Origin of the sequence: Amphritea japonica ATCC BAA-1530, from assembly GCF_016592435.1 — a bacterium.
GTDB lineage: Bacteria > Pseudomonadota > Gammaproteobacteria > Pseudomonadales > Balneatricaceae > Amphritea > Amphritea japonica.
In genome coordinates this window covers 2183357-2206625 of sequence record NZ_AP014545.1, presented here as the reverse complement: position 1 = coordinate 2206625, position 23269 = coordinate 2183357, and the positions used below count along the sequence as shown (strand labels likewise).

Below are 23269 nucleotides of genomic sequence, written 5' to 3'. Positions count from 1 at the left end.
AGGTCATTATATCAGTTGATTCAAGCTAGATAAAAAAAGTACTTAACTTATTAAGTAAATTGAAATAGAGTATAGACATAATAACCGGGTTGAACTGCCCGATAACGTTAAAAGAGATAGCTATGAAATTAGAACTGAAAGATTCCTCGTTGCTGAAGACTCAGGCGTTTATAGATGGGCAGTGGGTTGATGGCGATGCAGGCGAAACCTTTACTGTTATGAATCCTGCTACCGGTGATGCTATTGCCGAGGTGGCTAGTGTTGGCCAGGCTGAGACTGCACGAGCTATTGCCGCTGCTGATTCCGCGATGCTTGAGTGGAAAGCATTACCAGCGGGACAGCGTTCAGAAATACTGGAACGTTGGCACGCATTGATTATCGAAAATATCGATGATCTGGCGGCAATCATGACGCTGGAGCAGGGCAAGCCTGTTTTTGAGTCAAAGGGTGAAGTCATGTATGGCGCTTCATATTTGAAATGGTTTGCCGAAGAAGGCAAGCGTGTGTATGGCGATGTGCTGCCTTCTGCTAACGATCGTCGTAGTATTGTGATTAAACAGCCGGTAGGGGTTGTCGCAGCCATTACACCCTGGAATTTCCCGAACGCGATGATCACCCGTAAAGCTGCTCCAGCCCTGGCGGCAGGTTGTGCGATTGTGTTGAAGCCTGCAGCTGAGACGCCTCTTTCAGCGCTATCGTTGGTAGAGCTGGCTAATCGGGCTGGTTTACCTGCTGGCTTGTTCAGCGTACTGCCGAGCTCTCAGTCTTCAAAGGTTGGTGGTGAGATGACCTCTAATCCGGTGGTTAAAAAGCTGACGTTCACCGGATCGACTCCGGTTGGCAAGCTACTGATGAAGCAGTGTGCGGATACAGTAAAGCGTACTTCAATGGAGCTGGGTGGTAACGCGCCGGTTATTATCTTTGACGATGCAGATTTGGATCTGGCGGTTAAAGGTGCGCTGGTGTCTAAATACCGGAACTCAGGCCAGACCTGCATCTGTGCTAACCGACTGTTGGTTCAGGAAGGTATCTATGATGCTTTTGTTGAAAAATTTGCAGCGGCGGTAAATGACTTCCGTCTGGGGCTTGGCTTCGATGCCGACACGACTCACGGTCCTGTGGTATCTAAAAAAGCACTGGGTGATATCGATAATATTGTTCAGAACGCGGTCAAGCAGGGAGCGAATGTTGTCACCGGCGGTAAGCCTTCAGACTTGGGTAACTGCTTTTATGAGCCAACCATTCTGACCAATGTAGATGACAACATGAGTATCTTCTCTGAAGAGATCTTTGGACCGGTTGCGCCTGTCTTTAAGTTCAGTAGTGAAGAACAGGCTATTTCGATGGCGAACGATACAGAGTTTGGCCTGGCAGCCTATCTGTATACCGAGAACGTGGGTCGTATCTGGCGTGTGTCTGAAGGAATTGAGTACGGTATGGTTGGCGTGAATGAAACCGCTATCAGCTCTGAGGTCATTCCATTCGGAGGCGTGAAAGAGTCTGGGCAGGGCCGTGAAGGTTCAAAGTATGGTCTGGATGATTACCTGGAAACTAAATATATCTGTATCGGTGGTATCCAGCGTTAAAGGCTATGTTGATACTGAAGCGGTGGTAACAGCCTGTTACTTCGCTTATTTAGGTAAAAAAAGGAGCTCTTTTAGAGCTCCTTTTTTGTTAAATGAATCAGTTACAGACTGAAAACAACGTTTACCTGGCCGGTACCGGAGCTTGGGAAGTACTCACCGATAATTTCACCTTTACCTTCGTACTTATCCCAACCCAGGGCGCCGAACAGCATTGCGGTATCGTGCATACCACCTTCACCGCTACACAGGTCAGCGTATTCAGGCAGCATTTTCAGGAAAGTAGAGATTTCACCCTGCTGCCACAGATCTAACACCCGTAGGTCAACCTGGCGGTTGAACTCTTTAGAGATGGTGAATGTACCGTTATTGGCTTCGTAGTCATCATTCGCCCAGATAGCGTGTGACAGGGAACCGGATGCAATCAGCATAACCTTGCTATCACTTGCTTCGATCGCTTCACGGATCGCTTCACCCAGGATGCGGGAGGATTCGATGCTGTGAACGGTACACCAGCCGGCAACAGAAACAACTTTCAGGTCACTCTCTGGATTCATATAGCGCATTGGAACCAGGGTGCCGTATTCCAGATCCAGGGATTCAACCTGATGTGAGAGGGTGTATACACCTTTTTCAGTCGCTTTCTCAGCGATCAGGTCACCCAGTGCAGAGTTACCGGTGTATTCATATTCCATATTCTGGATGAAGTGAGGGAACTCGTTACTGGTGTAAACGCCCTTGAAGTGATCACGGGAGTTAATGTGGTAACCATTGTTGACCAACCAGTGGGTATCCAGGACAACAACTGTGTCAGCTCCCGCTTCACGTGCGCGACGGGCAATCTCTTTATGGCCGTCAATGGCTTGCTGTCGTGTGCCTTCCAGTGGGCCTGGTCGTTCAGATAATAGCATTGTTGGTACGTGGGTAACTTTTGCTGCCAGTACAATCTCGCCCATGGTCAAACCTCATTTGATTTTTATAAGTATGTTGAAAGGGCCAGATTAATCTGTATATGACCTGCACCCGGAAAATGTATTATAGTTAATATATTAACTATATGTAAGATTAGTTAGTCTGCAGATTACTGTCAAAGGCTACTATTCATTTCCTGACCCAGATCATCTAAATGTAAACTTTGACTGGGAGTACCAGAGAAATAGGTGAGTTTCTAACAGGAGAGGAACCAGGGCGCCCTGACCCAGAGAAAGCTGCAGAGGGTCAATAGGTTGCTGGATGACGATAGGGTTATAACGCAGGTTAGCCGCTGAGTGGATTTTGGAAAAATATTGGATCAGGTTGTGTCGTTTATGCCTGTGTTGTACTACTTTTCCTGTTTTAGACGCTAATTGTCTTGTGAATCTGATTCCAGTTCGGTGAGTTCTTTCAATAGTTGAGACAGTTCAGTTAATTTCTCGGTGCCGTATAGATCGGTAAAACGCTTATATTTTGCTTCTACATCGGGGCTGAGGCGAGTGAACAATACTTGAGACTTTTCAGTTAAGCGTATCAGGGTGCGGCGCTGATCTTCTTCAGACTTCTTACGGGTGATATAGCCCTGGTGCTCAAGTCGTTTGATAATGCCGGTCAGGCTTGGGCTAAGGATACAGCAGTGGTCTGCCAATTGCTTAGACTCAAGCTCACCGAACGCTTTCAGGGCTCTGAGTACACGCCACTGCTGTTCAGTAATATTATTCTCCTGAAGCAAGGGGCGGAAAAAAGCCATCGTTGCTTCTCGGGCTTTCAGGAGTTGCAGTGGTAAGGAATCTTCAAATTTTCGCATAGGATGTTCTTTTTAAGAGCTTTTTATCTATTCTTACGATTCATGCTTAGTGATGCAAACTTTTTTTTAGTTATGGCCTTTACCTGTCTTATTTTCGCCATTTTAAATAACCGTGAAGCAGTAAGGTGACAATCACTACTCCACCGCCCTGCAAAGCGGAAGGGCTTGGGGCTTCATTTATAAACAGCCAGACCAGCAGGGGACCAAATACTGTTTCCAACAGCATCAGCATACCCACCTCAGCGGCAGAAATGCGCGTGGGTCCCAGAGTAATTAAAACGAACGCTATCGGGATAACAATCACGCAAAGTAACAACATCCAACCCCAGTCTGCACCGGACAGGGCCAGCGGCGATGCGTTTGGTAAGCTGGTGATAGCGATGAATAACCCAGCGGTTATCAATGCCGGCGTCATATCCCGGTGCTTTACGGCACGATCATTGACAAATTTTGCCGATAAACAAATCGCACAACAGAAGGCCAGCAGGTCCCCGGTAAGGCTGGGGGCTGACCACGAGTCTTTCATCACCCAAACGATGCCGAGCATGCAGATAATAATTGCGACCCAGGTGGACGCTGAGGACTTTTCACCAATAAAAACGCGGGCGATGAGTGCTGCAAATAGAGGCTGAGCACTGATAATTACTAACACATTAGCGACAGAGGTGTGATTGATTGCAGAGACGAAGAAGATCGAACAGAGGGCGTAGAGTCCCGCTGAACGTATACTGGGCCAGTCTCGGTAAAAAAAGGGTTTACCTGGATATCGGTAGCGGCACCAGAAAGCAACCGTCAGGCTCATTAGTAGACCACGCCAGAACAATAAACTGAAAGAGTCTGCATCGATCAGGCGTATTAGCAGGGCATCAAAACTCAATACCAGGACGCCGAGTGCTGTCAGTAGAAAGCCTTTAAGGTATTCAGAATTCATAGAGACTCTCTCAGGCTTTTTCATGATTACACAGTGCATTCTTGAGCGAATAGCAAAGTGGATTGAGATGATCCGGCATTGTATCTGTATTTCAATTAAACAACAGTGCTGAAAGCGACTAAAACAGTACGGAAGTATCATAGTGCTTCTGTGATCAACTCCTAAACTGGAATAAATGGCTCAGGAGGTCGATGATGAAGTGTTTTTTGGCAAGCGTACTATTCTTTATTTCAATGCTTGGTTCCAGCACTGTGCTCTGGTCCATGGAGATTAGCCCGGGTTTTAAACAGCTTTATCTGCAGCAGAAAGATGGCCATGAACAGCATATTGGTGGGATAGAGTTTACTGCGTTAGAGGCTGGCCGCTATCAGTATGAAATTACATTGGATCACCATCTGTTTAAGGATTACTTTCTGTCTATGAAGGAGATGAAGTGTCTTGAAGGAGCAGAGCTCTGGTGTTTTATTCCATACCCTTATGATCAGCCAAGAACGGTGAGCGGTGATGATTTGCGCTGGCTGGAGCATGATCTGCTCTTTATGTTTAAAAAACCTGAAGCGTTTGGTGCTAACTTCTGGAACGGGATTTATTACCGAATGACGGTAACTGAGGAGGGAATGCGGGGGATTGCTCACTCTCTTGATCTGAATATGCTGGCCTCTCCTCCGGATGATCTGACTCAGCCGCCGATTGCTGAATTTGATGTAGATGAAGCAGATTTAGACAAGCGTTGGTTGCCTTACCTTGAGATTCGCTGACGCTGTTTGTGCCGGTTGCCCACTTCGTCACTGAGTTAGGATACAATGCTCTGTTTTACTGGCAGAGTAATCTCGTCTTATGTCTAAAGCACTGAAAGGAAAAGGGCCTAAAGCTGCTCTCCTGCACCCCAGAAATCCACATCAGGGGCGTTATGATTTTGAGGCGCTTGGTAGACTGTCTGCCGATTTGAAAGGCTTTATTTTGCTGAATCGATTCGATGAAGAGAGTATCGATTTTCATAATCCTGATGCTGTAAAGGCCTTGAATAAAGCGTTGTTGCTGCAAAATTATGGCATCCATTTCTGGGATATTCCTCCCGGCTATCTCTGTCCTCCCATTCCGGGAAGAGCGGACTATATTCATTATCTGGCTGATCAGCTGGCAGCTGACAATCAGGGGGTTATTCCCTCTGGCAGACGCATCAGGGGGCTAGATATTGGTGTCGGTGCTAACTGTATATATCCGCTGATTGGCTCACGTAGCTATGGCTGGCAATTTGTTGGTGCGGATATTGATCCCGTTGCAGTTAACGGCGCCAATTTAATCGTCGAGGCGAATCCTGTAGTGAAAGGTCGTATCGAGAATCGATTACAAACAGATTCTGAGAGTATGTTTAAAGGGGTTGTTAATCCGTCAGAACAATTTGATTTTACTCTGTGTAATCCGCCTTTTCACGGTTCTGCAGAGGAGGCTGAATCGGGTACCCGGCGTAAACTCAAAAATCTCGGCAAAGAGTCTTCAGATATAACGCTTAATTTTGGCGGCAGGCAAAATGAGCTCTGGTGCAAAGGAGGAGAGCTTGCGTTCATTAAGAGAATGATTCTTCAAAGCCGGGAATTTGGGGAACAGTGTTATCTATTCAGTTGCCTGATATCCAGGCAGGATAATATAGCGCCGATAAAACGAATTCTGAAGTCGGTATCCGCTAAAAATGTCAGGGTCATCGATATGGCGCAGGGACAAAAATCCAGTCGATTTGTCGTCTGGACGTTTCTTTCTAAAGCAGAACAGGCTGACTGGCGACAGCTACGCTGGGGCGATAAGTAAATTATCGCCCTCAGTGTGTAGGCGGTGATTGAGTTTAGTGCTGAGCGGGCTGCTGAAGTAGTTGTGCTGTATTTTCGAGCTCTTCCAGATAAGTTAAAAGGTCCTCAGTCATAATTTCAGGGTGAGCATTTAAAAGGTTTTTCAGCGTATCTAGCGGTGTTTGGGCACCGTCATGTAAGTTTTGAGTTATTGCGAGTAACAGCGAGGTGAGTACCTCGAGACTTTTAACACGGGACTCTAGATTATATCCGTCCACAGACATTCCCCCTTGGGTAGCCATAAAGAAAACGACAGTCGTCATCTGACTGGACTGTCCCTTGATCTATAAGGAAAGCTTAGTCAAAAAATAGGGATATGGGAGTAAAGCGCATGAGATGTTTTCAAGTACGCTGGGCTTTTGTGCCTAATCCTGGCTTAAAAGATTGCGGGTTAGCATCTCTTTACATAAGCGTCCCAGCGTTTTTATCGCTTTTTCCAGGGCGGGATCAGCGCTGTTAACACAGCAGATACGCATGAAGTTTTTGTACTTGCCTGAGGCGGAGAACAGGGTTCCCGGAGCAATACTAATGCCTTCCTGCTTAGCTTGTTGATTCAACTCGTTTGAGTCAATCTGGTCGGGCAGCTCTACCCATAAAAGGTAGCCTCCTTGTGGGTAGCTGATGCGGGTGCCTTCTGGTAGTTCGCGCTTTAGCCAGCCAATCACAGCATCACGATCCCGCTGGTAATCACGGCGTACCCGGCGCAGGTGCTTCTCGTAATACCCCTGAGCGATGAATTCAGCCACGGCCATTTGGGTAAGTTTGGGAGTCGACAGGCTCGATAGATATTTCACCATCATGATATGTTCCCGGTGGTGGCCGGGTGCGATCCAGCCAACCCGAATACCCGGAGCGATTGATTTTGAAAATGATGAGCAGAGAATAACGCGTCCCTGCGTATCAAACGACTTGATGGTTCTTGGCCGGGGTAGGGTGTAGCTAAGGTCACCATAAACATCATCTTCAATGAGAGGGATGTCGTAGTGGTTCAGGAGCTCCAGCAGGCGCAGTTTGTTTTTGTCCGGCATTGAGTAGCCGAGTGGATTGTTATTCGTAGGCGTCAGGAGGCATGCCTTGATGGGCCACTGTTCAAACGCCATTTCAAGTGCTTCTAGCGAGATGCCTGTTTCCGGGCTTGTCGGTATCTCCAGGGCTTTTACGCCATTGATCTTGATCGCTTGTACAGAGCCAAAAAAGCTGGGGGAATCAACAACGACAATATCACCGGGCTCGGTCACGGCTCTGAGACTACAGGACAGGGCTTCCTGACACCCGGAGGTGATAATGATTTCTTCAGGATTAATACGACAGCCAGAGTCCACCATGACTCTGGCAATCTGATGACGCAGGGCATCAGACCCTGCTGCATGTTCATATTCTAAGACTCGTGTTGCTGCATTTCGGCTTAGCTCTGACATAAGACGTGTTAAAGGCTTGAGAGTAGATGCCTGTGTGTCGGGCAGTGCGAGACTGAGCTTGGTCGTTGCAGTGCTGCCATATTCATTGATCATATGCTGCAGTTTTTGCCATTGTGCAACGACCAGGGGTTGAGGTGCCGGATTGCTGGTAGCGGGTAATTCAGGAGGGGCCTGGTGCTTAAGAACGTAGTATCCGGATTTTGGCCGGGACTCGATAATGCCATCATCCATGAGCAGACCATAGGCTTCCTGGACGGTGGAGATACTAACGCCGTGTTCTTGGCTCAATCCGCGCACAGAGGGTAACTTATCCCCTTCATGATAATAGCCAAGGTCAATCCGATCTTTTAATGTTGTCGCAACTTGCTCATACAGTTTCATCTGGCTGCCCCTGCACAGTGTGTTAAACAGTACAGTTTAATGTTGTTAAACCATTACAGAAGTATGATTCTGTAATCTGTATTGGTGTTTTGTTGATAATGCTGAATCTGTAATGGTAACAGATATGTTCGTAAACTGAAGCCCTGTTATGGAGGGATTCAGAATGAAAAAATTTATACGCCTGGCTAAACAATACCGGGAAACATATTACAGTCGGAGGTTGCTTAGAAACCTTGATGCGCATGCTTTGAAAGATATTGATCTTAGTCGGGCCGATGCTCTTCATGAGGCTAAGCGGCCCTTTTGGGATAACAAAGCACATCAGGTTACAGCAGCTAAAAAGCGCCCACATCTAATATATAGTGCCGTTTCTCTGCTACTCATAATGGGAGTGGGGTTAACCATCTTTCTGCGTTTTTAAAGAGCCTCCTGGAAATAAACTGGCGAAGCGGCTGAAAACAGAACTATGCTGTAGTGACGATCTGACATGTGTGTGGAGGTTTAGATGTTCGAGGAATTTTATCCCCTGCGGTTGCAGGACAACAGTGAAGTGGAAAATTTATTAACCCCGGACTATACCGGTGAACAGGTCTCTCTAAGGAGTCCGGCCAATGAAGTCATGACTGATTTTACTCTGACTTCGCCGGTAACGGTGTCCGAAGATGTCCAGGTGGATGATGCGTTGGAGCGTATGAAAAGCCAGCATGTTCGGATGTTGTTTGTCACGACTGAGGCGGATAAGTTTATCGGTGTTATTACCGCACGGGATATCTCCGGTACTAAAGCAATGGTGCACATGAACAGCTGTGGTGTTAGTAGGCAGGAAGTGCTTGTGCGCGATATCATGCTCAATAAGGCTAGTCTGCGCTCTTTGACCTTTGATCAGGTCAGACATTCAAGGATTGGAGACGTGATGTTGACACTGAAAAGCTCAGGGGATCAGCATTTACTGGTTGTTGATGAAACCGATCTGGGCATAAAGCGAATCAGAGGCGTTGTTTCGGCTAGTGATATATCGCGTAAGCTTAAGGTTGGCTTTGACATTATGTACGAAGCTAAATCCTTTGCCGATATTGAGAAAATAGTCGCGCAGGGCAGTGAGATGAGCCTATAAACTTTTTGTCACGTCTGCTAATAATTCATAACTCAGTGGTCATATTTCAGGCCCTCTTATCTAAGGGGGTATTTTACCTGGTTCAGCCTATAAATTTCACTTTACAGTCGACACTTTTAAACTATACTTCGCCGCTTTGAGTGAGCGTCGACTGACGCCTGTTATCCGCCGTCTAAACGGATTAAATCATAGGTACAACGAATATGTTGCCGGATCATATTTCTACTGAAAAATGGGCGCGCTTTAAAAAAGCGGCTGACCAATATCAGACTCCGTTCTTGCTGATCGATCTGCCAACGGTGGCAGAGAAATATCATGAATTACGCGAGGGTTTTGACTTCGCCTCTGTCTACTATGCGGTTAAGGCAAATCCTCATGCCCGCATTCTCAAGCACCTGGCAGATTTGGGATCGAGCTTTGATATTGCGTCCGTCTATGAACTGGACCAGGTTCTGGCACACAATGTTGCGCCTGAACGGATGAGCTATGGCAATACGATCAAGAAGCGAGATGATATTCGTTATTTTTATGAAAAAGGCGTGCGGTTATTCGCAACTGACTCGGAACCTGATCTGCGAAATATAGCTGAGTATGCGCCAGGCTCACGTATCTATATCCGTATTTTGACTGAGGGCTCTGAAGGTGCAGACTGGCCACTGTCCCGTAAATTTGGCTGCAACCCTGAAATGGCTGTTGAACTGGCTGTGTTGGCGAAAAAGTTGGGGCTTGAACCTTACGGTATCTCTTTTCATGTAGGCTCACAGCAGCGCCATATAGACGTGTGGGATGCTGCTATCGCAAAAGTGAAGGTGATCTTTGACAGGCTGAGAGAAGAGCAGGCGATACAGCTGCGTATGATCAATATGGGGGGCGGTTTTCCGGCCCAGTACCTGACAAAAGCTAACGAGTTTTCGGTTTACTGTCAGGAAATTATTCGTTTTTTGAAAGAAGATTTTGGTGATAACCCCCCCGAGATTATTCTGGAACCGGGCCGTTCGCTGGTAGGTGACAGCGGCATGATGGTGAGTGAGGTCGTTTTAATATCACGTAAATCTTCGACTTCGTTAAATCGTTGGGTATTTAGTGATGTCGGGCTGTTTAACGGCCTGATAGAAACGCTGGGGGAGGCGATTAAATACCCGCTGTTGAGCGAGCGAAGTGGTGAAACGGAAGAGGTTGTTTTAGCAGGCCCTACCTGTGACGGCATGGATATTATGTACGAAGATTATAAGTATGAGTTGCCCTTATCCCTGGAGATCGGCGATCGTCTCTACTGGTGCTCTACAGGGGCTTACACAACCAGTTATAGCTCAATTGAATTTAATGGTTTTCCACCTTTAAAGTCCTATGTACTTGAGTAAATAAAGGGTTCGAATACAAGAACACCCGCTCAGGCGGGTTTCTTTTTGCTTATTGTATTGATTTACCTCCACAGAATGGGACCCCTCTCTTCAGTAGAATAGCGTTGCTATGTTATAAGTTAGGCATAACCCGTATCTGCTAGTGGAGTTGAGAATGAAAAACGCCAATGTCCTTCAAACCCGTATTGATGCATTGCTCAATGTCTTGTCTGAAGATGTGCTGATATTAAGTCAGCAAGGCACTATTATTTTCTCAACCCATACGGATTCTGCTATTCCCTGGGGAAGTAGTGATGATCTCATTGGTAAAACCCTCAGTGATATCTTTCCAACGCCATTGTTTCTTTCGCTACAGGGGATGGTTGACCAATGTCTGAGTCTGAATCAATTAGCGGTAAAAGAGCTGCTGCTCGATCCACAGGAGATTACTTATCTTCGTAGCCAGGGGATGAAAGAGTCTTGCTGGGTTGAAGTGCGTATGGCTCCCTCTGCTGGTTCGGAGCCAAGCGTGGTGTGCCGAATCGATGATATTAGTCAGCGAAAAAGAGCGCAGCGAGAGAGCTCCCCGATTCAGCGAGACCTGCTGACTGGAATGTACAACCGCCGGGCGCTGATGCCGGTATTGACTCAATCCATCGCTCAGGCACTTCGCTATGATTGGATCTGTAGTCTGATGCTGATCAATGTCGATAGCCTTAGACTGATTAATGAGGAGAAAGGCTGGGATGTGGGTGACCAGATTATTAAACGTCTGGCTGAGTCCCTTAATAGCTTAAAACGAACGGCGGATTTTCTTGCCCGGGTGGGTGAGGATGGCTTTGCTATTCTATTACCGGAAACAAATGCTGAACAGGGTATCCTGGCAGCAGAGCGAGTGCGTAATATGGTGTCAGATTTGTCAGCACCTCATTCTGGTACTGAGGTCCGTTTTACCGTGAGTATTGGCGTGGCGACTCTGACTGGTGAGGGAGATAGTGCAGATGACATGTACGGTCGCGCTGAAGACTGTTTACAGCTGTCAAAACAGCAGGGCGGTAACCGTATTAGTGGCAGTGAGTAATAACGACTGAAACTGGAGTGTCGGGACGTATAGAGTAATGAGGCATTCCATACGGAAGGCTTACACTCAGCTCGTAGAGAATATGGCCTGGATGACTATTCATGGGGCTCAGGTTCAGGTGCGCTGTAGGCATTAACCTTATATTTGGCGCTGATATACTTGATCACTGCCTTCGCTAAAAATGACCCTGTATTCGCTGATTTAATCTGATGCTTCATAGAGTAGAAGGTATCAATTTCAACCTTATCATCACCTTCAAATATCCAGATCCAGGAGTCTCCCTGGAGACCGTGTTCTACAGTCGAAAACGTTTCCTTTAAATAGCTTACAAGTTCCTGATGAAGCTCAGAATAGTGGGCTTCATATTCCATCTCAGCATAAATCATATAATCGTCCGTACTTAAATAACTGGAACTATCCGTGAAATTAATCTTTTAAAAGTCGTTTGACAAGATTGAGAATTAAGACCGCATGATCCAACTCATAACAAAATTTGAGGGCAGGCAGACGAGGTTTATGTTTAACGGCCGAGCAGGTCTGCTTATCCGGTTACATACGCTTTTTAAGTTTGATGGCAATAGCGCCAACACCAAGGAAAGCAATACCTATGAGCACTAAAGTAACAGGCCATCCCAATGAGTTTGCAAAATGCTTTTCTGAAAAATATACAATGAAACTTAGCATCGCAATTACCGTCGTCAATAAGAGTGCACGGCTTTGTAGTACGACACAGGCATAGAGAGTGGAGGCCGTGACGGCGAGGTAGAGCAGTTCAATTGCACTGTTCTGAAGCAGATCGAATAACCCCACATAGGCCATGATCGAGCCTATAAAATAACCCAGGGCTATCAGGCGAGGATACCGATCTGTTTTATGCATGCCGTAAGCAGTCAACATTATGCAGGTACCTGTGATCAGGCTAGCCCAGTTGGTTGATGTGAATAGGTCTATGCGGTCGAATAAACCGCTATTGAGCCAGCAGGCGCCAATGAGCAAGGCGGGTTCTGCCAATACCCTATGGGGTGACTTTTCCAGGGCTGTAGCCACAAGAAAGATGGATGAGCCTAAAACAATGGAGATATAAGCGACGGGAACGCCGAGTAAATCGAGTCCTACCTCTAGAAAACCATAGGCAAAAAACAGGCTGGTGAATAGCAGTGCGGTACGTCTGTATTTCCCGAACAATACGCCTTGTTGCAGACCCATCACCGCAAACACAGCGAGTACGGCTGTACGCCAGTTATCGCCTTGCGGGTAAAGTTCGTGAATCAGCACAAACCAACCGCTGGTCATCATAAATACAGCGGCACAAGTCAGGGGCAGAATGAATTTGGGAAATTTTTCTTCCTGTAGCGCTGAAATGAGAATAATGAGAAGGACATAGCCAACCCCCAGGGTGATCAGAACCCGCATTACAGAGCCCATGCTATCCCAAAACATGCCGATATAGGTGCTAATACCTGCGAAAATAAAAATTGAACCGAGTAAAGCAAAGAGTATTTTTGCAATATCTCCTTTGCTGCGTGAATGGGTAGCAGAATGCTCAGAGGCAGGAATAGATAAAGCAATTTCGACCTCAGCGGGCGTAATATCGTAAGTATTCATCAGTTGGCGAATATGCCGCAACGCATCAGCTTTATTCGTTATGTTAGAGATTCCGAGGGCTCCTGCTAGCAACGGCCATCCCCAGAAACCGCCACCAATCAGTATGACTATGACGATAACGACCAAGAGTGACATCATGGTGACACGACCCAGCCAATGAAGTGGGTATTACCCCGGTAGTAGCGTCCAGTCGCATCGGGTAAATGAATGCTGCGCCCATTTTTTGTCAGTATTGCATCATGCCGATAGCGTGAAGAATAGAATAAGCCGCCAAAGATATTACGTGATGAACGATTGCCGATACTGAATTCGTAACCATCAGGTGCAATGCTGGATGAATCAACCGTCAAGCCTTTCAAGTCGGGAACTTCAATCAGAGTGTTTGGTGACAAAGTGTCGGCAGTGTTGGGCTTATGTATTGATAGAGTCGGATCAGGCGGCAGTATAAAGGCGATCTCTTTGACCGCTCCGGTGGTGGCAGTGTAACGCCAGATTCGAGGGTTTTGGTTATTTTGCGGCTGTCCCAGGTTGGTGATCTGAACCTGCTTGTTGATGACCGAAATCTTTAGCCCTTTTTGGTAATTGTAGTATTCAGTTGCGAACAGAAGATCGTATTGTGGCGGGGCAACCAGAAGAGAAGGAACACCCGAAAGCAACAGAAATACCACCACCAGGAGTAGTGGCAAAGCCAGGCCAAAAGCGATAGTAGGGTTCTCTCGGAGAAATGTTTTCATGCCTGATTATCTCGTCGTCCAGTGATGTAAACACATAGCATAAGCATTCGTAAGTAATGATTATATCAGTACAATCGCTCTCTGTTATCAAGTATTACCTGGCTGAAAGGTCAGCTAAACACCTTGACGCTGTCGGATTATTCTTTGCATGTTGCTCGTTATATTAACAATGTCAGCTATCGCCAAATAACGGACTGTCTTGAATTGTTTGCGCCAGTCTCAGGGTGGCTTCATTTACGTTTGGTGCGGTAAACAGTGTGACCTCTGTCTCAGCTAGCGAGGGGAGCTCCTTGTCTATCGTAATCAGATCTTCCTCAAGGGTATGGAGTGGAATGATGGCAACACCAATCCCGGCCCTTACCGCCGCTAGAACACCTGCCCGGCTCTGACTGGTGAAAGCGATACGATAAGGCCTGGCTGATAACTCTAATGCTTCAAGGGCATAGTTTCTGTGGTAACACCCCTCGTCGAAAACAGCTAATGGCAGAACGGCCTGCTGGTGGACGCTATGGTCTTTGGCACGAACCCACACCAGTTCATCACGCCGTAAGCGCAAGCCTCCCTCGGAGGTTACTGGCATCTCTACCAAGGCGATATCAATCTTGCCTTTTTTCAACATGTCCGTCAGATAGTTTGGTCGATGATCACAGTGGACCTCCAGTTGCGCTTCGGGATAGCTCAGAATAAATGCCTGTAGCAAAGGGGTTAGCGTCCGGCTTGCATACTGATCATGGGTGCCAAGGCGGACCTTTCCTGCAATATCAATATTCTGAAATGCCCCCACAATCTGATCATGTAAATTAAGCAGTTGCTGGGCATGGTGTTTCAATTGCATCCCCGTCGCCGTCAATCTAACACCGTGTTGTCCCCTTTCCATGAGAGGGTTTGCAACCAGCTCCTCTAGCCGATTTAACTGCATGCTGATAGTCGAAGGAGCTTTGTTAAGCCGGTTTGCAGCGACCGTGAGGTTAAGTGTTTCAGCAACGACCATAAAGGTTCGTAACAAGGCAATTGGTAAATCTCGCATATGTCAGAATTCAGTAATATTGAATGTAGTTGTCAATATTTATCGATTTACCGAACAAAGGCAAGTGCCTAGGATGACTCGTTAATTACTCATACCGACTTTATAAATTCGTTATACAACGATGTAACTGTTATGGAGAGCGTTAGATGCGCATGACCACAACGTTTGGTGTTAATCAGATAATCAGCCACGGCTTCGGCGTTTTTCTGTTTGCTGCAATGGTTCCTTTGATGCAGGAATCAATCGCCATCAGTCACTGGTACCTTGCAATGATCGGTGCCTTAACTCAATTATCATACCTGGGTGGGGCGATGCTATTGGGACTGATTGGTCATCGCGTTGATTCAGGTAGATTGGTGCTGATAACCGGTGCGTTTACCAGTGTACTGTTGTTTGTGATGGCTGCGCTTGATGAGCCGCTGCTGGTATTGCTACTGCTTAGTTTTATGGCAGCCAGCGCTGCGATTAGTTGGGGGGCTATTGTTGAATTGATTACGCGCTATGCCCGACCGGCATTGTGCTCAACTTGTTTATCGAGCGCTTCTAGTGGTACTGCCTGGGGTTATGGACTGAATGGCTTGCTTATATTGATGGTAGTGCCGTTACTGGGCTGGCGCAGTAGCTGGGTGCTGGCCGGTATGCTGGGGACGGTTACTGTTATTCTGACGATGTTTCTTTTAAAAAGTCTCAAGCAACGCGTGGTTCACCAGTCGACCAAAGCGCCTGCTGCGCTGCCGGCAGGGCAGTTGTTGAAGGTTGTGTTAGGGGAGCGGGCAGCTTTTTTTGCTTGCCTTATCTGTTTTATGGTGGGATTTGCAACAATGCCGTTCTCTACCTGGCTTAATACCTATTTGGCAGAACTTATGTTGCCGCCAGCACTGGGTGGCTACACATGGACGATGTCAGGTGTCACGGGTATGGCCGCTGGTTTTTTGTCAGGTAAGTTAGCTGATAGTAAAGGCCATGGAGTGGCACTGTTAATTGTTTTTGGTGGCTTTGCTGTGGGACAACTCGCCTTTGTCTATGATCCAGCTTCTTTTGCTGTATTAGCCGGCTTTGGATACGGCCTGATGTATTTTCCCATGTGGGGGATTATCGCTGGTTGGGTTAATAAGCATTACTCCTCGACAGTGACAATGCAGATAAATGGTATTGGAATGGTTACCTTTGGGCTGGGTGGGGCGCTGGGTAATTTTTTGGCGGGATTTGTCCGGACTCTCAGTGAGAGTCTTGCAGGTGTTTATTGGATTATCACGATCGATGCAGTGTTATTGGTGTTACTCGCCGTCTATATATGTGTAACTGAACGATCAATAGCAAACTGTGCTATGGATAGCTGTTTAGCAGAAAGTGTCCCTGAATAAACCGAGAAGAGAGCGAAGTAAGACTAAAACCAAGAGAGTTTGTCTGTACGGTGATTCAGGCAGAGCTGATTTAACGTAGCATCATAAGTATTAACAAGGCACTCAAAAAGCAGAGCAAGCGACTGCTTTTTGAGTGTCGGCCTGATGAAATCAGAATCAGATTTTCGGATGTAGTTTTAGCGTTTCAATCAGAGTATTCATCTCCTCTGGTGTACCGATAGTAATACGCAGGTGATTTTCGATACCGGGTTTACCGAAGTGACGTACCAGCAAATTGTTACTGCGCAGATAACTCATTAACTCTGCACCGCTTAACGAGCTGTGACGGGTGAATACAAAGTTAGTTTTCGAGGGGACAACATCAAAGCCCAGTTGCTCAAGTTGTGTTGTAGTCCATTCCCGACAATCGATAATTTTCTGCGTCGTTTCTTCGAAGTAGTCATTGTCTTCTAATGCCGCTACTGCGCCGATGATAGCGATGCTATCCAGAGGATAGGAGTTGAACGAGTTTTTGACCCGTTCGAGACCGGCAATAAGATCTTCATGGCCTAAAGCAAAGCCGATTCGCAGACCCGCCAGACTTCTGGATTTAGAGAAAGTCTGAATAACCAGTACATTGTCGTAGGTGCGGGTTAGTTCAACGGCAGAGTGACCACCAAAATCGATATAAGCTTCATCAACGATGACCAGTGAGTCCCGGTTGCTTTGTAACAGAGTTTCAATCTGCTCCAGTGTCGTCAGGCGCCCGGTTGGCGCATTCGGGTTTGCAAAGATAATGCCGCCATTTGGCTGGTTATAGTCAGCAAAGTCGATCTCAAACTTATCATTGAGAGGTATCTGTCGGTAGTCAATATCGTACAGGTGGCAATATACATCGTAAAAACTGTAGGTTGTTTCTGGAAGCAACAGGGGTAGGTCCTGGCGGAAAAAAGCCATAAAGGCTAACGCCAGTACTTCGTCGGAGCCGTTACCCACAAAGACGTTGTTGTACTCAAGTTGAAAATGGTTTGCCAGTGACTGCTTTAAAGCCGTTGCGTCCGGGTCACAATAGAGTCGTAAACGTTCAATAGGGTAATTACGAATGGCCTCTTCGACTTGTGGCGAGGGAGGGTAAGGGTTTTCATTTGTATTTAGCTTGATCAGGTTATCAACTTTGGGCTGCTCTCCCGGAACGTAAGGGGTCAGCTGGTTGATTGCCGGGCTCCAGAATTTGCTCATGATGGATCGCGGGTCGCTTTTATAAAGAGGTTGCAGGAAGTGAGCTACATAGTAGCACTGGTAAGGATCAAGCATATCAAATAGGGGGATGTTCCCGCTATATGCGATTTAGAGATGGAGAGAATAAGCCAGCTATTTCTTTATAGAGGTTGAAACTGCCAGTAGCAGAAGTCAGATATTGGGCTAAAGCCCGGGGCAGGCGTAGGCTCTTTTCTTTGTTCAGAATAAAAAACTGCCCGGTAGGAAGGGGTTCCACCGGGCAGTTGTAGTTTACATAAAGCCTTAAAAAGACCCTACATAGTACGTTGATGTATTGGTTTAGAGACAACTGTTCAAAAAAAGTTCAGTAAAAAAATAATTTAATTACATTAATCGAAGCGGTTGCTTATAAGAGGCGGTTAGCTTCTTAGTGAGGTATATGGGGCTACAATAAAAAAAACTGCCCGGTGGAAAGGGGGGCCACCGGGCAGTTCTCTGTCTTGCGTAGTACGTTGATGTATATATATAGAGACGATTGTTCAGATAAAGTTCAGGAAAAATTCATTTTTTTTGAATTATTTTTAACTTTTCTATAACACTATGATTTATATTGATTTTTACTAATTAAGTATATCAATTTATAGTGTTATAGACCTGTCTGATAGATCGGTTGTATCTGGTAGGGGTCAGGCTGCTGATTGGTCGTAACGCCCGACGAACATCGCTGTTACGGTATCCATTGTTGAAATATGATTGATCAGCCAGTCGCACAGTGTTTTATCTACATAAGCTGCCAATTGATTCAGGTCACCGCTTTCTTGCCATTGTTGTAGTACCGAGCTGAGTTCTTCAAGAACTCGTTTGTGCTCACCACTATGGCAGCCATACGCTGGGAAATTCACCCGCATCATCTCAGCCTCTTCACGGGCAAAATGAGTTTCACTGTGCTCATACATCGCTATCAACAGTGGCTCAATTTTTTCTTGCGATGATAAGTCGCCAGCTAGTCCGTCTTTGATCAACTGGTCTAAACTATTTATCTGTTGGCTGGCTTCGGCATGATCGTGGTTCATGAAATCAAGTTCTACCGTTGGGATCTGTGTCGCTGTTAACCGTTCCATATCTGTATCCTGAAAAATGGTTTCTTGAGCGCCTTTATCAAAGAGCGTAATAGAGGACCTTATAAATAACCTTTAACAAGAGTACTTAAATTGCTTTGTGATACCTTGTCTAAAATCAAGGCTTAGGCTGAAGGTTGAAAAGTTCTTCATCAGGAGGAGGGGTGTGGAATGATAACCCAGTGAAAAGGTCTGCCTGGAGGTATGACCGTATATGATTCAGAAATGCACATTTAGAAGGCAAAAAAAAGCCCCGCTAGTGCGGGGCTTAAAGGGAACTAAGTGAAAATTACTTAGCTAACTTGGAAACTTCAGCCAGAGCTTCTTCACCAGACTCTTTAGCCAGAGAAGTGAAGGCTTCGCCTTGTGCTTTCAACAGTTCGAACAAAGAAGTGTTAGCTTCAACGTTGAACTTAACTACGTCTTCAGGAGTTTTCAATTCTTTAGCTTTTTCAGCTTCAGTCTTGAAGAATGCAGCCAGCTCTTCGCCAGATTGCTTCTGCAGTTCAACAGATTTAGTGATGACAGCAGCTTGCATTTCCATCAGAGTTTTTACAGAGTCGAAAGACTTTTGAAAATCGATTGTGTTAGTCATGGTGTTTCTCCAGTAAGTTATGGTGCAGTGCACAATGAAGCCTATTGTATGCATCTCTGCGGGTAAGTCAAATACTTTTTTTGTGCACTGCACAAAATAATTAAAAAATAGCCTCTCAGAGGCCTAACTGCTGAAATTCAGCCGAAAAAAAACCCGGTAGTGTTAGCTACCAGGCTTTTTGAAAAGGGTTCGCTTAGCTAGCCATTTTCTGGATTTCAGCCATCGCTTCTTCGCTAGACTCTTTAGCCAGAGAAGTGAATGCTTCACCTTGAGTCTTCAGCAATTCGAAAAGAGCTTTATTAGATTCAACGTTGAATTTAACGAAATCTTCTGGAGATTTAAGTTCTTGAGCTTTTCCAGCTTCAGCTTTGAAGAAAGAAGCCAGTTGCTCACCAGCCTGCTTCTGCAGTTCAACAGTCTTAGTGATGGCAGCAGTTTGCAGGCCCATCAGAGTTTGAACAGACTCGAAAGGCTTCTTGAAATCGATGTTAGCGTTGATCATGGTTATCTCCTAAGATTAATGGTGCAGCGCACAATAAAGTCTATTTTAGAGTAAAAAGTGCTTCGGTCAAGTTTTTTTGTGCAGCGCACAAAAAAATAATTTATCGACTGCATGTTATCAGTCTGGTGTGACACTTAGGTGACAATGTGAAAGTAAGGGAAAAATTGTTGCCTTGTGTAGGTTGCGCAGAGCTGGCGAAGGGAAAGCGGCACTCATAGACTTTTTCTTACGTCCAGAGTGCGTTTCGAGCTTCTTAGCTGATATCCAGTGCTTCTTTCAATTGTGCAATTACTTTCGTGGAGAGACGATTAATTCGCAATGAATTTGTTTGCGCATCAAATTCTATTTCACTGTCGGTATGAAGGTGGCCCAGAGAGCGGCGGGCAAAGTCTAATTGCCAGTTATCCATTTTGGTTTTAACCTGCGTGTAGGCGTTTATCGTGCTGGTATGAGGCTGGAATTCCTGGCTTACCTGGTAATCTTCGGAGTTGGCAAACTTACCAAAAGCGCCCGTGGCTTTTTCAACGTGCTCTGGGGGCAAATGATCATCAAAGATTTTTTCAACGTCTGGCAGGTACGCGGACTGTCGGTCTTCTCGCTGGCGTGACAGGTAGCTAACGACATCTTCAACGATCTCATCCTGTTTTTCCTGCAGTTGATAACGACGACAGAAATCTTCGCTGGCACGGATAAGGTCGGATGTAGATTTTTTCGAGGGTACAACATCGGTACAGCCAAGGGCATTGGAAAAGTAGTGGGTAATATTGCCTTGCTGACGGGTGCCGATAAAGCTTAGATAACTATCACTATCTTCTTTATAGGTGGTGATATTTATTTTGGCCGCTTGGTGTAGCTTTTCCAAATCGACTTCGATGACCTTCGTGGGGTTCAGTTCTTCATCAAAAGCGAGTCCGGTTTTGTCTCGCACTAAAGCAATTAACAGATAATCAAATACATCAGATGAATAGTAGATAAAGATCGCATAGCCGCCGGTCGCTGAACGGGCTGAGGGTTGCTGAAGCGAGGCAGCCAATTGGGCCAGCGCCTGGTCACAGAGATGCAGAAACTTACCTTCGTCAACAGGGCCTTTAATGAAGTTTTCGAATCCCGAAATGAATGGGTAACCTTCACTATTTTCCTGGTTGAACGAACCGTGGGTGAGAGTCGATCGTCGCCCATAAGCGGTAACCAGCGCATTAAACAGTTGTTGAGCCATCGGATCAGAAACATCTAACGGGCCACCTTTTTCGCTGATGGTTGCAACGCTGTCGTCGGCTTCTTTTATCAGTTCTCGGATAGCTAGAAATTTAAGATCCATAGGGTGTGTTCCGGTTGTATATTCGGTTGTTCATAATGATGACGGGCAAGTGTAGCTTATTCAGGGGGGCGATCAACTACCTGGCGCTGTTTCCAGTTCTAATTGGGTCAGGATTTTAAGTGCTTGGTGGCGCTCCTCACCGCAATGTTCTTCATTGGGCAGAAATGCACGACAAAGGGGAGGGTAGTCTAAAGTGTTCCATATTCTGCAATTCAGGTGTTCATCTAAATTTTTGCAGGGGATCCCCGCAGGCTTGCCATCAGGCATATTGGGAATAGGGGTGCTGATGTGCGGTGCAATACAGCAGGCGGCGCAACCTGAACGGCATTTCATATAACAATATGTTCCCATGTCTAAATCGCTATAATAGCGCTGCTTGCTCATCAATATAAGCTCACAATATAAGCTCATCGACAAAAAGGCGTACTTGCATGGCACTGAAGCCAACAATTTATAAAGTAGAATTGCAACTGAGTGACACGGATAGACATTGCTATGAAACTTGTCATATGACTCTGGCGCAGCACCCCTCTGAGACGTTGCAGCGGATGATGGTACGCTTGATGGTTTTTGGTATTAATTACCATCAGGATTTGAGCTTTACCCGGGGGCTATCGAGTACAGATGAACCTGAACTCTGGCAGGTGGGGCCTGATGGTCAGATCGAGCATTGGATAGAGCTGGGGCAGGCATCGCCAGACAGGTTACGTAAAGCGGTAAGCCGAGCGCCCAAGATCTCCCTTTACGCGTACGGCCGAGAGGTTGATACCTGGTGGGAAAAGCAGGGGCAGGCTATTTCAGGTTTGCCAAAGGTGACGGTGTGGCGGTTTGAGGACCGTGAAGTAGAGCCGCTAGAAATGTTCGTTAGTCGTTCGATGCAGCTTTCTTTGACGATTAGCGATGGCGAGCTGTATTTGAGCGACAGTAATAATCATCTGAGCTTGAAAGCGGTACAGCTTCACTTTGAAAAATAATAAAACCTGGACAGCGATGCTTAAGATGAAGAGATCCGGGCCCTGCAGCATAAATCAGGCTCTGCTGGAAAGAACCTAGCGTCGATTTGAGAAGGGCCCGGATAACCTTCAGTCTATACGGTAAAAATTTTGGTGCAATGATTCGGTCTGAACACGGGCTGAATCATTTCTCAAAGTGGGTAATTATAGGGTTACAGGTGGTTTGTTTTTATCCATTGCTTCCATCATGGCCAGCTCAGGTTGTGTGAACCCCGCTTTGAGTCTTTCTTCATAGTTAAACGGCCCTTTCAGAGGCCCTTTCATATATTTCCAAAGCAGATTTATAAAGGTCTGATTCGGATCGAGTTGGCGTTTGTTGCATTGATAGTGATACCAGCGAGTACCGGAGCTCACATGGCCGACCTCTTCATTAGCAATCATAGTGAGAACGTCGACCATTTTTTTGTCGCCTAATTGATCGAAGCGCTGAACCGCTTTGGGTATCACATCCAACGCTCTGGCTTCAAATACCCGATGAACGATACCCATTCTTTCAAGCATATCATCGCCGGTATCAACGGCCATGCTCCAAAGCTCCCCGTGAGCTGAAAAACTGCCGTAGTCATAACCCATCTCTCGTAAACGGCCACGCAGGGCTATAAAATGATTGGCTTCTTCTCCAGCGCATTGCATCCAGTCAGCGTAAAACTCTTTGGGCATATCACGGTAGCGGTAAACAGAATCTAACGCCAGGTTGACGGCTGTCAGTTCGATATGCGCCAGCGCATGAATGAGTGCCGCGCGTCCTTTTTCCTTTCCAAATTTTCGCTTGTTTACCTCAGCAGGGGCCACTATTTCAGGTGTGTCGAGTCGACCAGGCTGGTTTAAAAGCTCCGGGCGGGCCCCCTCAAGCCATTCAAGTTCACCCGCATTCCACCGGCTGACAACCTGCCGGGTTTGCTCGATCTTCAGATCAGGGTCCGCGGTGAGGAAAGCTTGCTTGGTTTGTTCGTATAGGTTTTGCAAAGGAATACCGATTTGACGAAAAAATTTCAGCAATTGTACCTTCTGGAAAGCCTACATTGGAGAGTTAGGTGGCTTTTTTATGATTTGAATCGCCGCTGTTCATACGGAAAGAGTGAACATTGTGCGTAATAACGTCATTACCAATGATTGTAAGAACGCTGGTGACGAAATTTACGATAATCATAATGTCGGGAGTCACGAATAATTATTTGTCGATTGTGGCGGTGGTTATTGAAACGTCGATTATGCCCAGGGCTTTTGTAGTGTCTGGAAGAGTAATGCTTTCTATATTGCTTATGATCGTTATAACTATGTTTTTTGTATCCACGATTGTTATAGCTACGATGACCGCTGTTGC

Annotated in this window: 25 protein-coding genes; 9 read left to right on the top strand and 16 right to left on the bottom strand. The window is 46.2% G+C overall.

The annotated features are described in order from the left end of the window. Nucleotides 1-122: 122 nt before the first annotated feature. Nucleotides 123-1586 (top strand): NAD-dependent succinate-semialdehyde dehydrogenase, encoded by a 1464-nt coding sequence (locus tag AMJAP_RS10335; RefSeq protein ID WP_019620650.1) that lies wholly within the window; start codon nt 123-125, stop codon nt 1584-1586. Nucleotides 1587-1687: 101 nt separating this feature from the next. Here AMJAP_RS10335 and hpaD read toward each other — a convergent pair whose 3' ends face one another. From hpaD to AMJAP_RS10320, 3 genes are all read right to left on the bottom strand, one after another. After that, nucleotides 1688-2539, bottom strand: coding sequence for a 3,4-dihydroxyphenylacetate 2,3-dioxygenase (gene hpaD / locus AMJAP_RS10330; RefSeq protein ID WP_019620651.1), 852 nt, complete (start codon nt 2537-2539; stop codon nt 1688-1690). A gap of 386 nt (nt 2540-2925) precedes the next feature. Beyond that, nucleotides 2926-3363: a homoprotocatechuate degradation operon regulator HpaR gene (gene hpaR, locus AMJAP_RS10325; protein WP_019620652.1), complete on the bottom strand. Its 438-nt coding sequence runs from the start codon at nt 3361-3363 to the stop codon at nt 2926-2928. Nucleotides 3364-3451: 88 nt separating this feature from the next. Further along, a complete protein-coding gene (locus AMJAP_RS10320; RefSeq protein WP_019620653.1) occupies nt 3452-4294 on the bottom strand; it encodes a DMT family transporter in 843 nt (280 codons plus the stop codon). A gap of 191 nt (nt 4295-4485) precedes the next feature. Here AMJAP_RS10320 and AMJAP_RS10315 point away from each other — a divergent pair, with 191 nt between their 5' ends. Next, nucleotides 4486-5052 (top strand): hypothetical protein, encoded by a 567-nt coding sequence (locus tag AMJAP_RS10315; RefSeq protein ID WP_201356370.1) that lies wholly within the window; start codon nt 4486-4488, stop codon nt 5050-5052. Nucleotides 5053-5131: 79 nt separating this feature from the next. Continuing rightward, nucleotides 5132-6100, top strand: coding sequence for a 23S rRNA (adenine(1618)-N(6))-methyltransferase RlmF (gene rlmF, locus AMJAP_RS10310; protein ID WP_019620655.1), 969 nt, complete (start codon nt 5132-5134; stop codon nt 6098-6100). Nucleotides 6101-6134: 34 nt separating this feature from the next. Here rlmF and AMJAP_RS10305 read toward each other — a convergent pair whose 3' ends face one another. After that, nucleotides 6135-6401 (bottom strand): hypothetical protein, encoded by a 267-nt coding sequence (locus tag AMJAP_RS10305; RefSeq protein WP_019620656.1) that lies wholly within the window; start codon nt 6399-6401, stop codon nt 6135-6137. Between the two features lie 102 nt (nt 6402-6503). Beyond that, on the bottom strand, nt 6504-7937 hold the full coding sequence (locus AMJAP_RS10300; RefSeq protein WP_019620657.1) for an aminotransferase-like domain-containing protein: 1434 nt from the start codon (nt 7935-7937) through the stop codon (nt 6504-6506). Between the two features lie 163 nt (nt 7938-8100). On the opposite strand from AMJAP_RS10300, the gene AMJAP_RS10295 reads away from it, so the two are divergent. The 4 genes from AMJAP_RS10295 (at nt 8101) to AMJAP_RS10280 (ending at nt 11472) form a co-directional block, all read left to right on the top strand. Continuing rightward, nucleotides 8101-8358 carry a DUF1127 domain-containing protein gene (locus tag AMJAP_RS10295; RefSeq protein ID WP_169336935.1) on the top strand — a complete coding sequence of 86 codons (258 nt, stop codon included), beginning with the start codon at nt 8101-8103 and terminating at the stop codon, nt 8356-8358. An 84-nt stretch (nt 8359-8442) separates the two neighbouring features. Further along, nucleotides 8443-9051: a CBS domain-containing protein gene (locus tag AMJAP_RS10290; RefSeq protein WP_019620659.1), complete on the top strand. Its 609-nt coding sequence runs from the start codon at nt 8443-8445 to the stop codon at nt 9049-9051. 203 nt (nt 9052-9254) lie between these two features. Next, nucleotides 9255-10412 carry a type III PLP-dependent enzyme gene (locus tag AMJAP_RS10285; RefSeq protein ID WP_019620660.1) on the top strand — a complete coding sequence of 386 codons (1158 nt, stop codon included), beginning with the start codon at nt 9255-9257 and terminating at the stop codon, nt 10410-10412. Nucleotides 10413-10566: 154 nt separating this feature from the next. Beyond that, on the top strand, nt 10567-11472 hold the full coding sequence (locus tag AMJAP_RS10280) for a sensor domain-containing diguanylate cyclase (RefSeq protein ID WP_019620661.1): 906 nt from the start codon (nt 10567-10569) through the stop codon (nt 11470-11472). A gap of 95 nt (nt 11473-11567) precedes the next feature. Here the strand turns inward: AMJAP_RS10280 and AMJAP_RS10275 are convergent, their stop codons facing one another. The 4 genes from AMJAP_RS10275 to AMJAP_RS10260 form a co-directional block, all read right to left on the bottom strand. Then, complete coding sequence (locus AMJAP_RS10275) at nt 11568-11858, bottom strand: hypothetical protein (protein ID WP_019620662.1); 291 nt, start codon at nt 11856-11858, stop codon at nt 11568-11570. 163 nt (nt 11859-12021) lie between these two features. Continuing rightward, nucleotides 12022-13215, bottom strand: a complete 1194-nt coding sequence (locus tag AMJAP_RS10270; RefSeq protein WP_019620663.1) for a DUF2157 domain-containing protein — start codon at nt 13213-13215, stop codon at nt 12022-12024. After that, complete coding sequence (locus AMJAP_RS10265; RefSeq protein ID WP_019620664.1) at nt 13212-13811, bottom strand: hypothetical protein; 600 nt, start codon at nt 13809-13811, stop codon at nt 13212-13214. The genes AMJAP_RS10270 and AMJAP_RS10265 overlap by 4 nt, the downstream gene beginning before the upstream one ends. 172 nt (nt 13812-13983) lie before the next feature. Beyond that, complete coding sequence (locus AMJAP_RS10260; RefSeq protein ID WP_019620665.1) at nt 13984-14838, bottom strand: LysR substrate-binding domain-containing protein; 855 nt, start codon at nt 14836-14838, stop codon at nt 13984-13986. Nucleotides 14839-14984: 146 nt separating this feature from the next. On the opposite strand from AMJAP_RS10260, the gene AMJAP_RS10255 reads away from it, so the two are divergent. Next, nucleotides 14985-16202, top strand: a complete 1218-nt coding sequence (locus AMJAP_RS10255; protein WP_019620666.1) for an MFS transporter — start codon at nt 14985-14987, stop codon at nt 16200-16202. A 156-nt stretch (nt 16203-16358) separates the two neighbouring features. Here AMJAP_RS10255 and hisC read toward each other — a convergent pair whose 3' ends face one another. From hisC to AMJAP_RS10225, 6 genes are all read right to left on the bottom strand, one after another. Further along, nucleotides 16359-17420 (bottom strand): histidinol-phosphate transaminase, encoded by a 1062-nt coding sequence (gene hisC / locus AMJAP_RS10250; protein WP_026339993.1) that lies wholly within the window; start codon nt 17418-17420, stop codon nt 16359-16361. A gap of 665 nt (nt 17421-18085) precedes the next feature. Then, nucleotides 18086-18520, bottom strand: coding sequence for a bacteriohemerythrin (locus AMJAP_RS10245; protein ID WP_019620668.1), 435 nt, complete (start codon nt 18518-18520; stop codon nt 18086-18088). A gap of 286 nt (nt 18521-18806) precedes the next feature. Then, complete coding sequence (locus AMJAP_RS10240) at nt 18807-19112, bottom strand: hypothetical protein (protein ID WP_019620669.1); 306 nt, start codon at nt 19110-19112, stop codon at nt 18807-18809. A 193-nt stretch (nt 19113-19305) separates the two neighbouring features. Further along, nucleotides 19306-19614, bottom strand: coding sequence for a hypothetical protein (locus tag AMJAP_RS10235; protein WP_019620670.1), 309 nt, complete (start codon nt 19612-19614; stop codon nt 19306-19308). Between the two features lie 253 nt (nt 19615-19867). Beyond that, nucleotides 19868-20932: a nucleoid-associated protein gene (locus AMJAP_RS10230; protein WP_019620671.1), complete on the bottom strand. Its 1065-nt coding sequence runs from the start codon at nt 20930-20932 to the stop codon at nt 19868-19870. Nucleotides 20933-21004: 72 nt separating this feature from the next. Then, nucleotides 21005-21316: a YkgJ family cysteine cluster protein gene (locus tag AMJAP_RS10225; RefSeq protein ID WP_236588718.1), complete on the bottom strand. Its 312-nt coding sequence runs from the start codon at nt 21314-21316 to the stop codon at nt 21005-21007. Between the two features lie 47 nt (nt 21317-21363). Here AMJAP_RS10225 and AMJAP_RS10220 point away from each other — a divergent pair, with 47 nt between their 5' ends. After that, entirely contained in the window at nt 21364-21906 is a 543-nt protein-coding gene (locus tag AMJAP_RS10220; RefSeq protein WP_019620672.1) for a YaeQ family protein, read from the top strand. A gap of 183 nt (nt 21907-22089) precedes the next feature. Here the strand turns inward: AMJAP_RS10220 and AMJAP_RS10215 are convergent, their stop codons facing one another. After that, complete coding sequence (locus AMJAP_RS10215) at nt 22090-22944, bottom strand: ferritin-like domain-containing protein (RefSeq protein ID WP_019620673.1); 855 nt, start codon at nt 22942-22944, stop codon at nt 22090-22092. Nucleotides 22945-23269 lie beyond the last annotated feature (325 nt).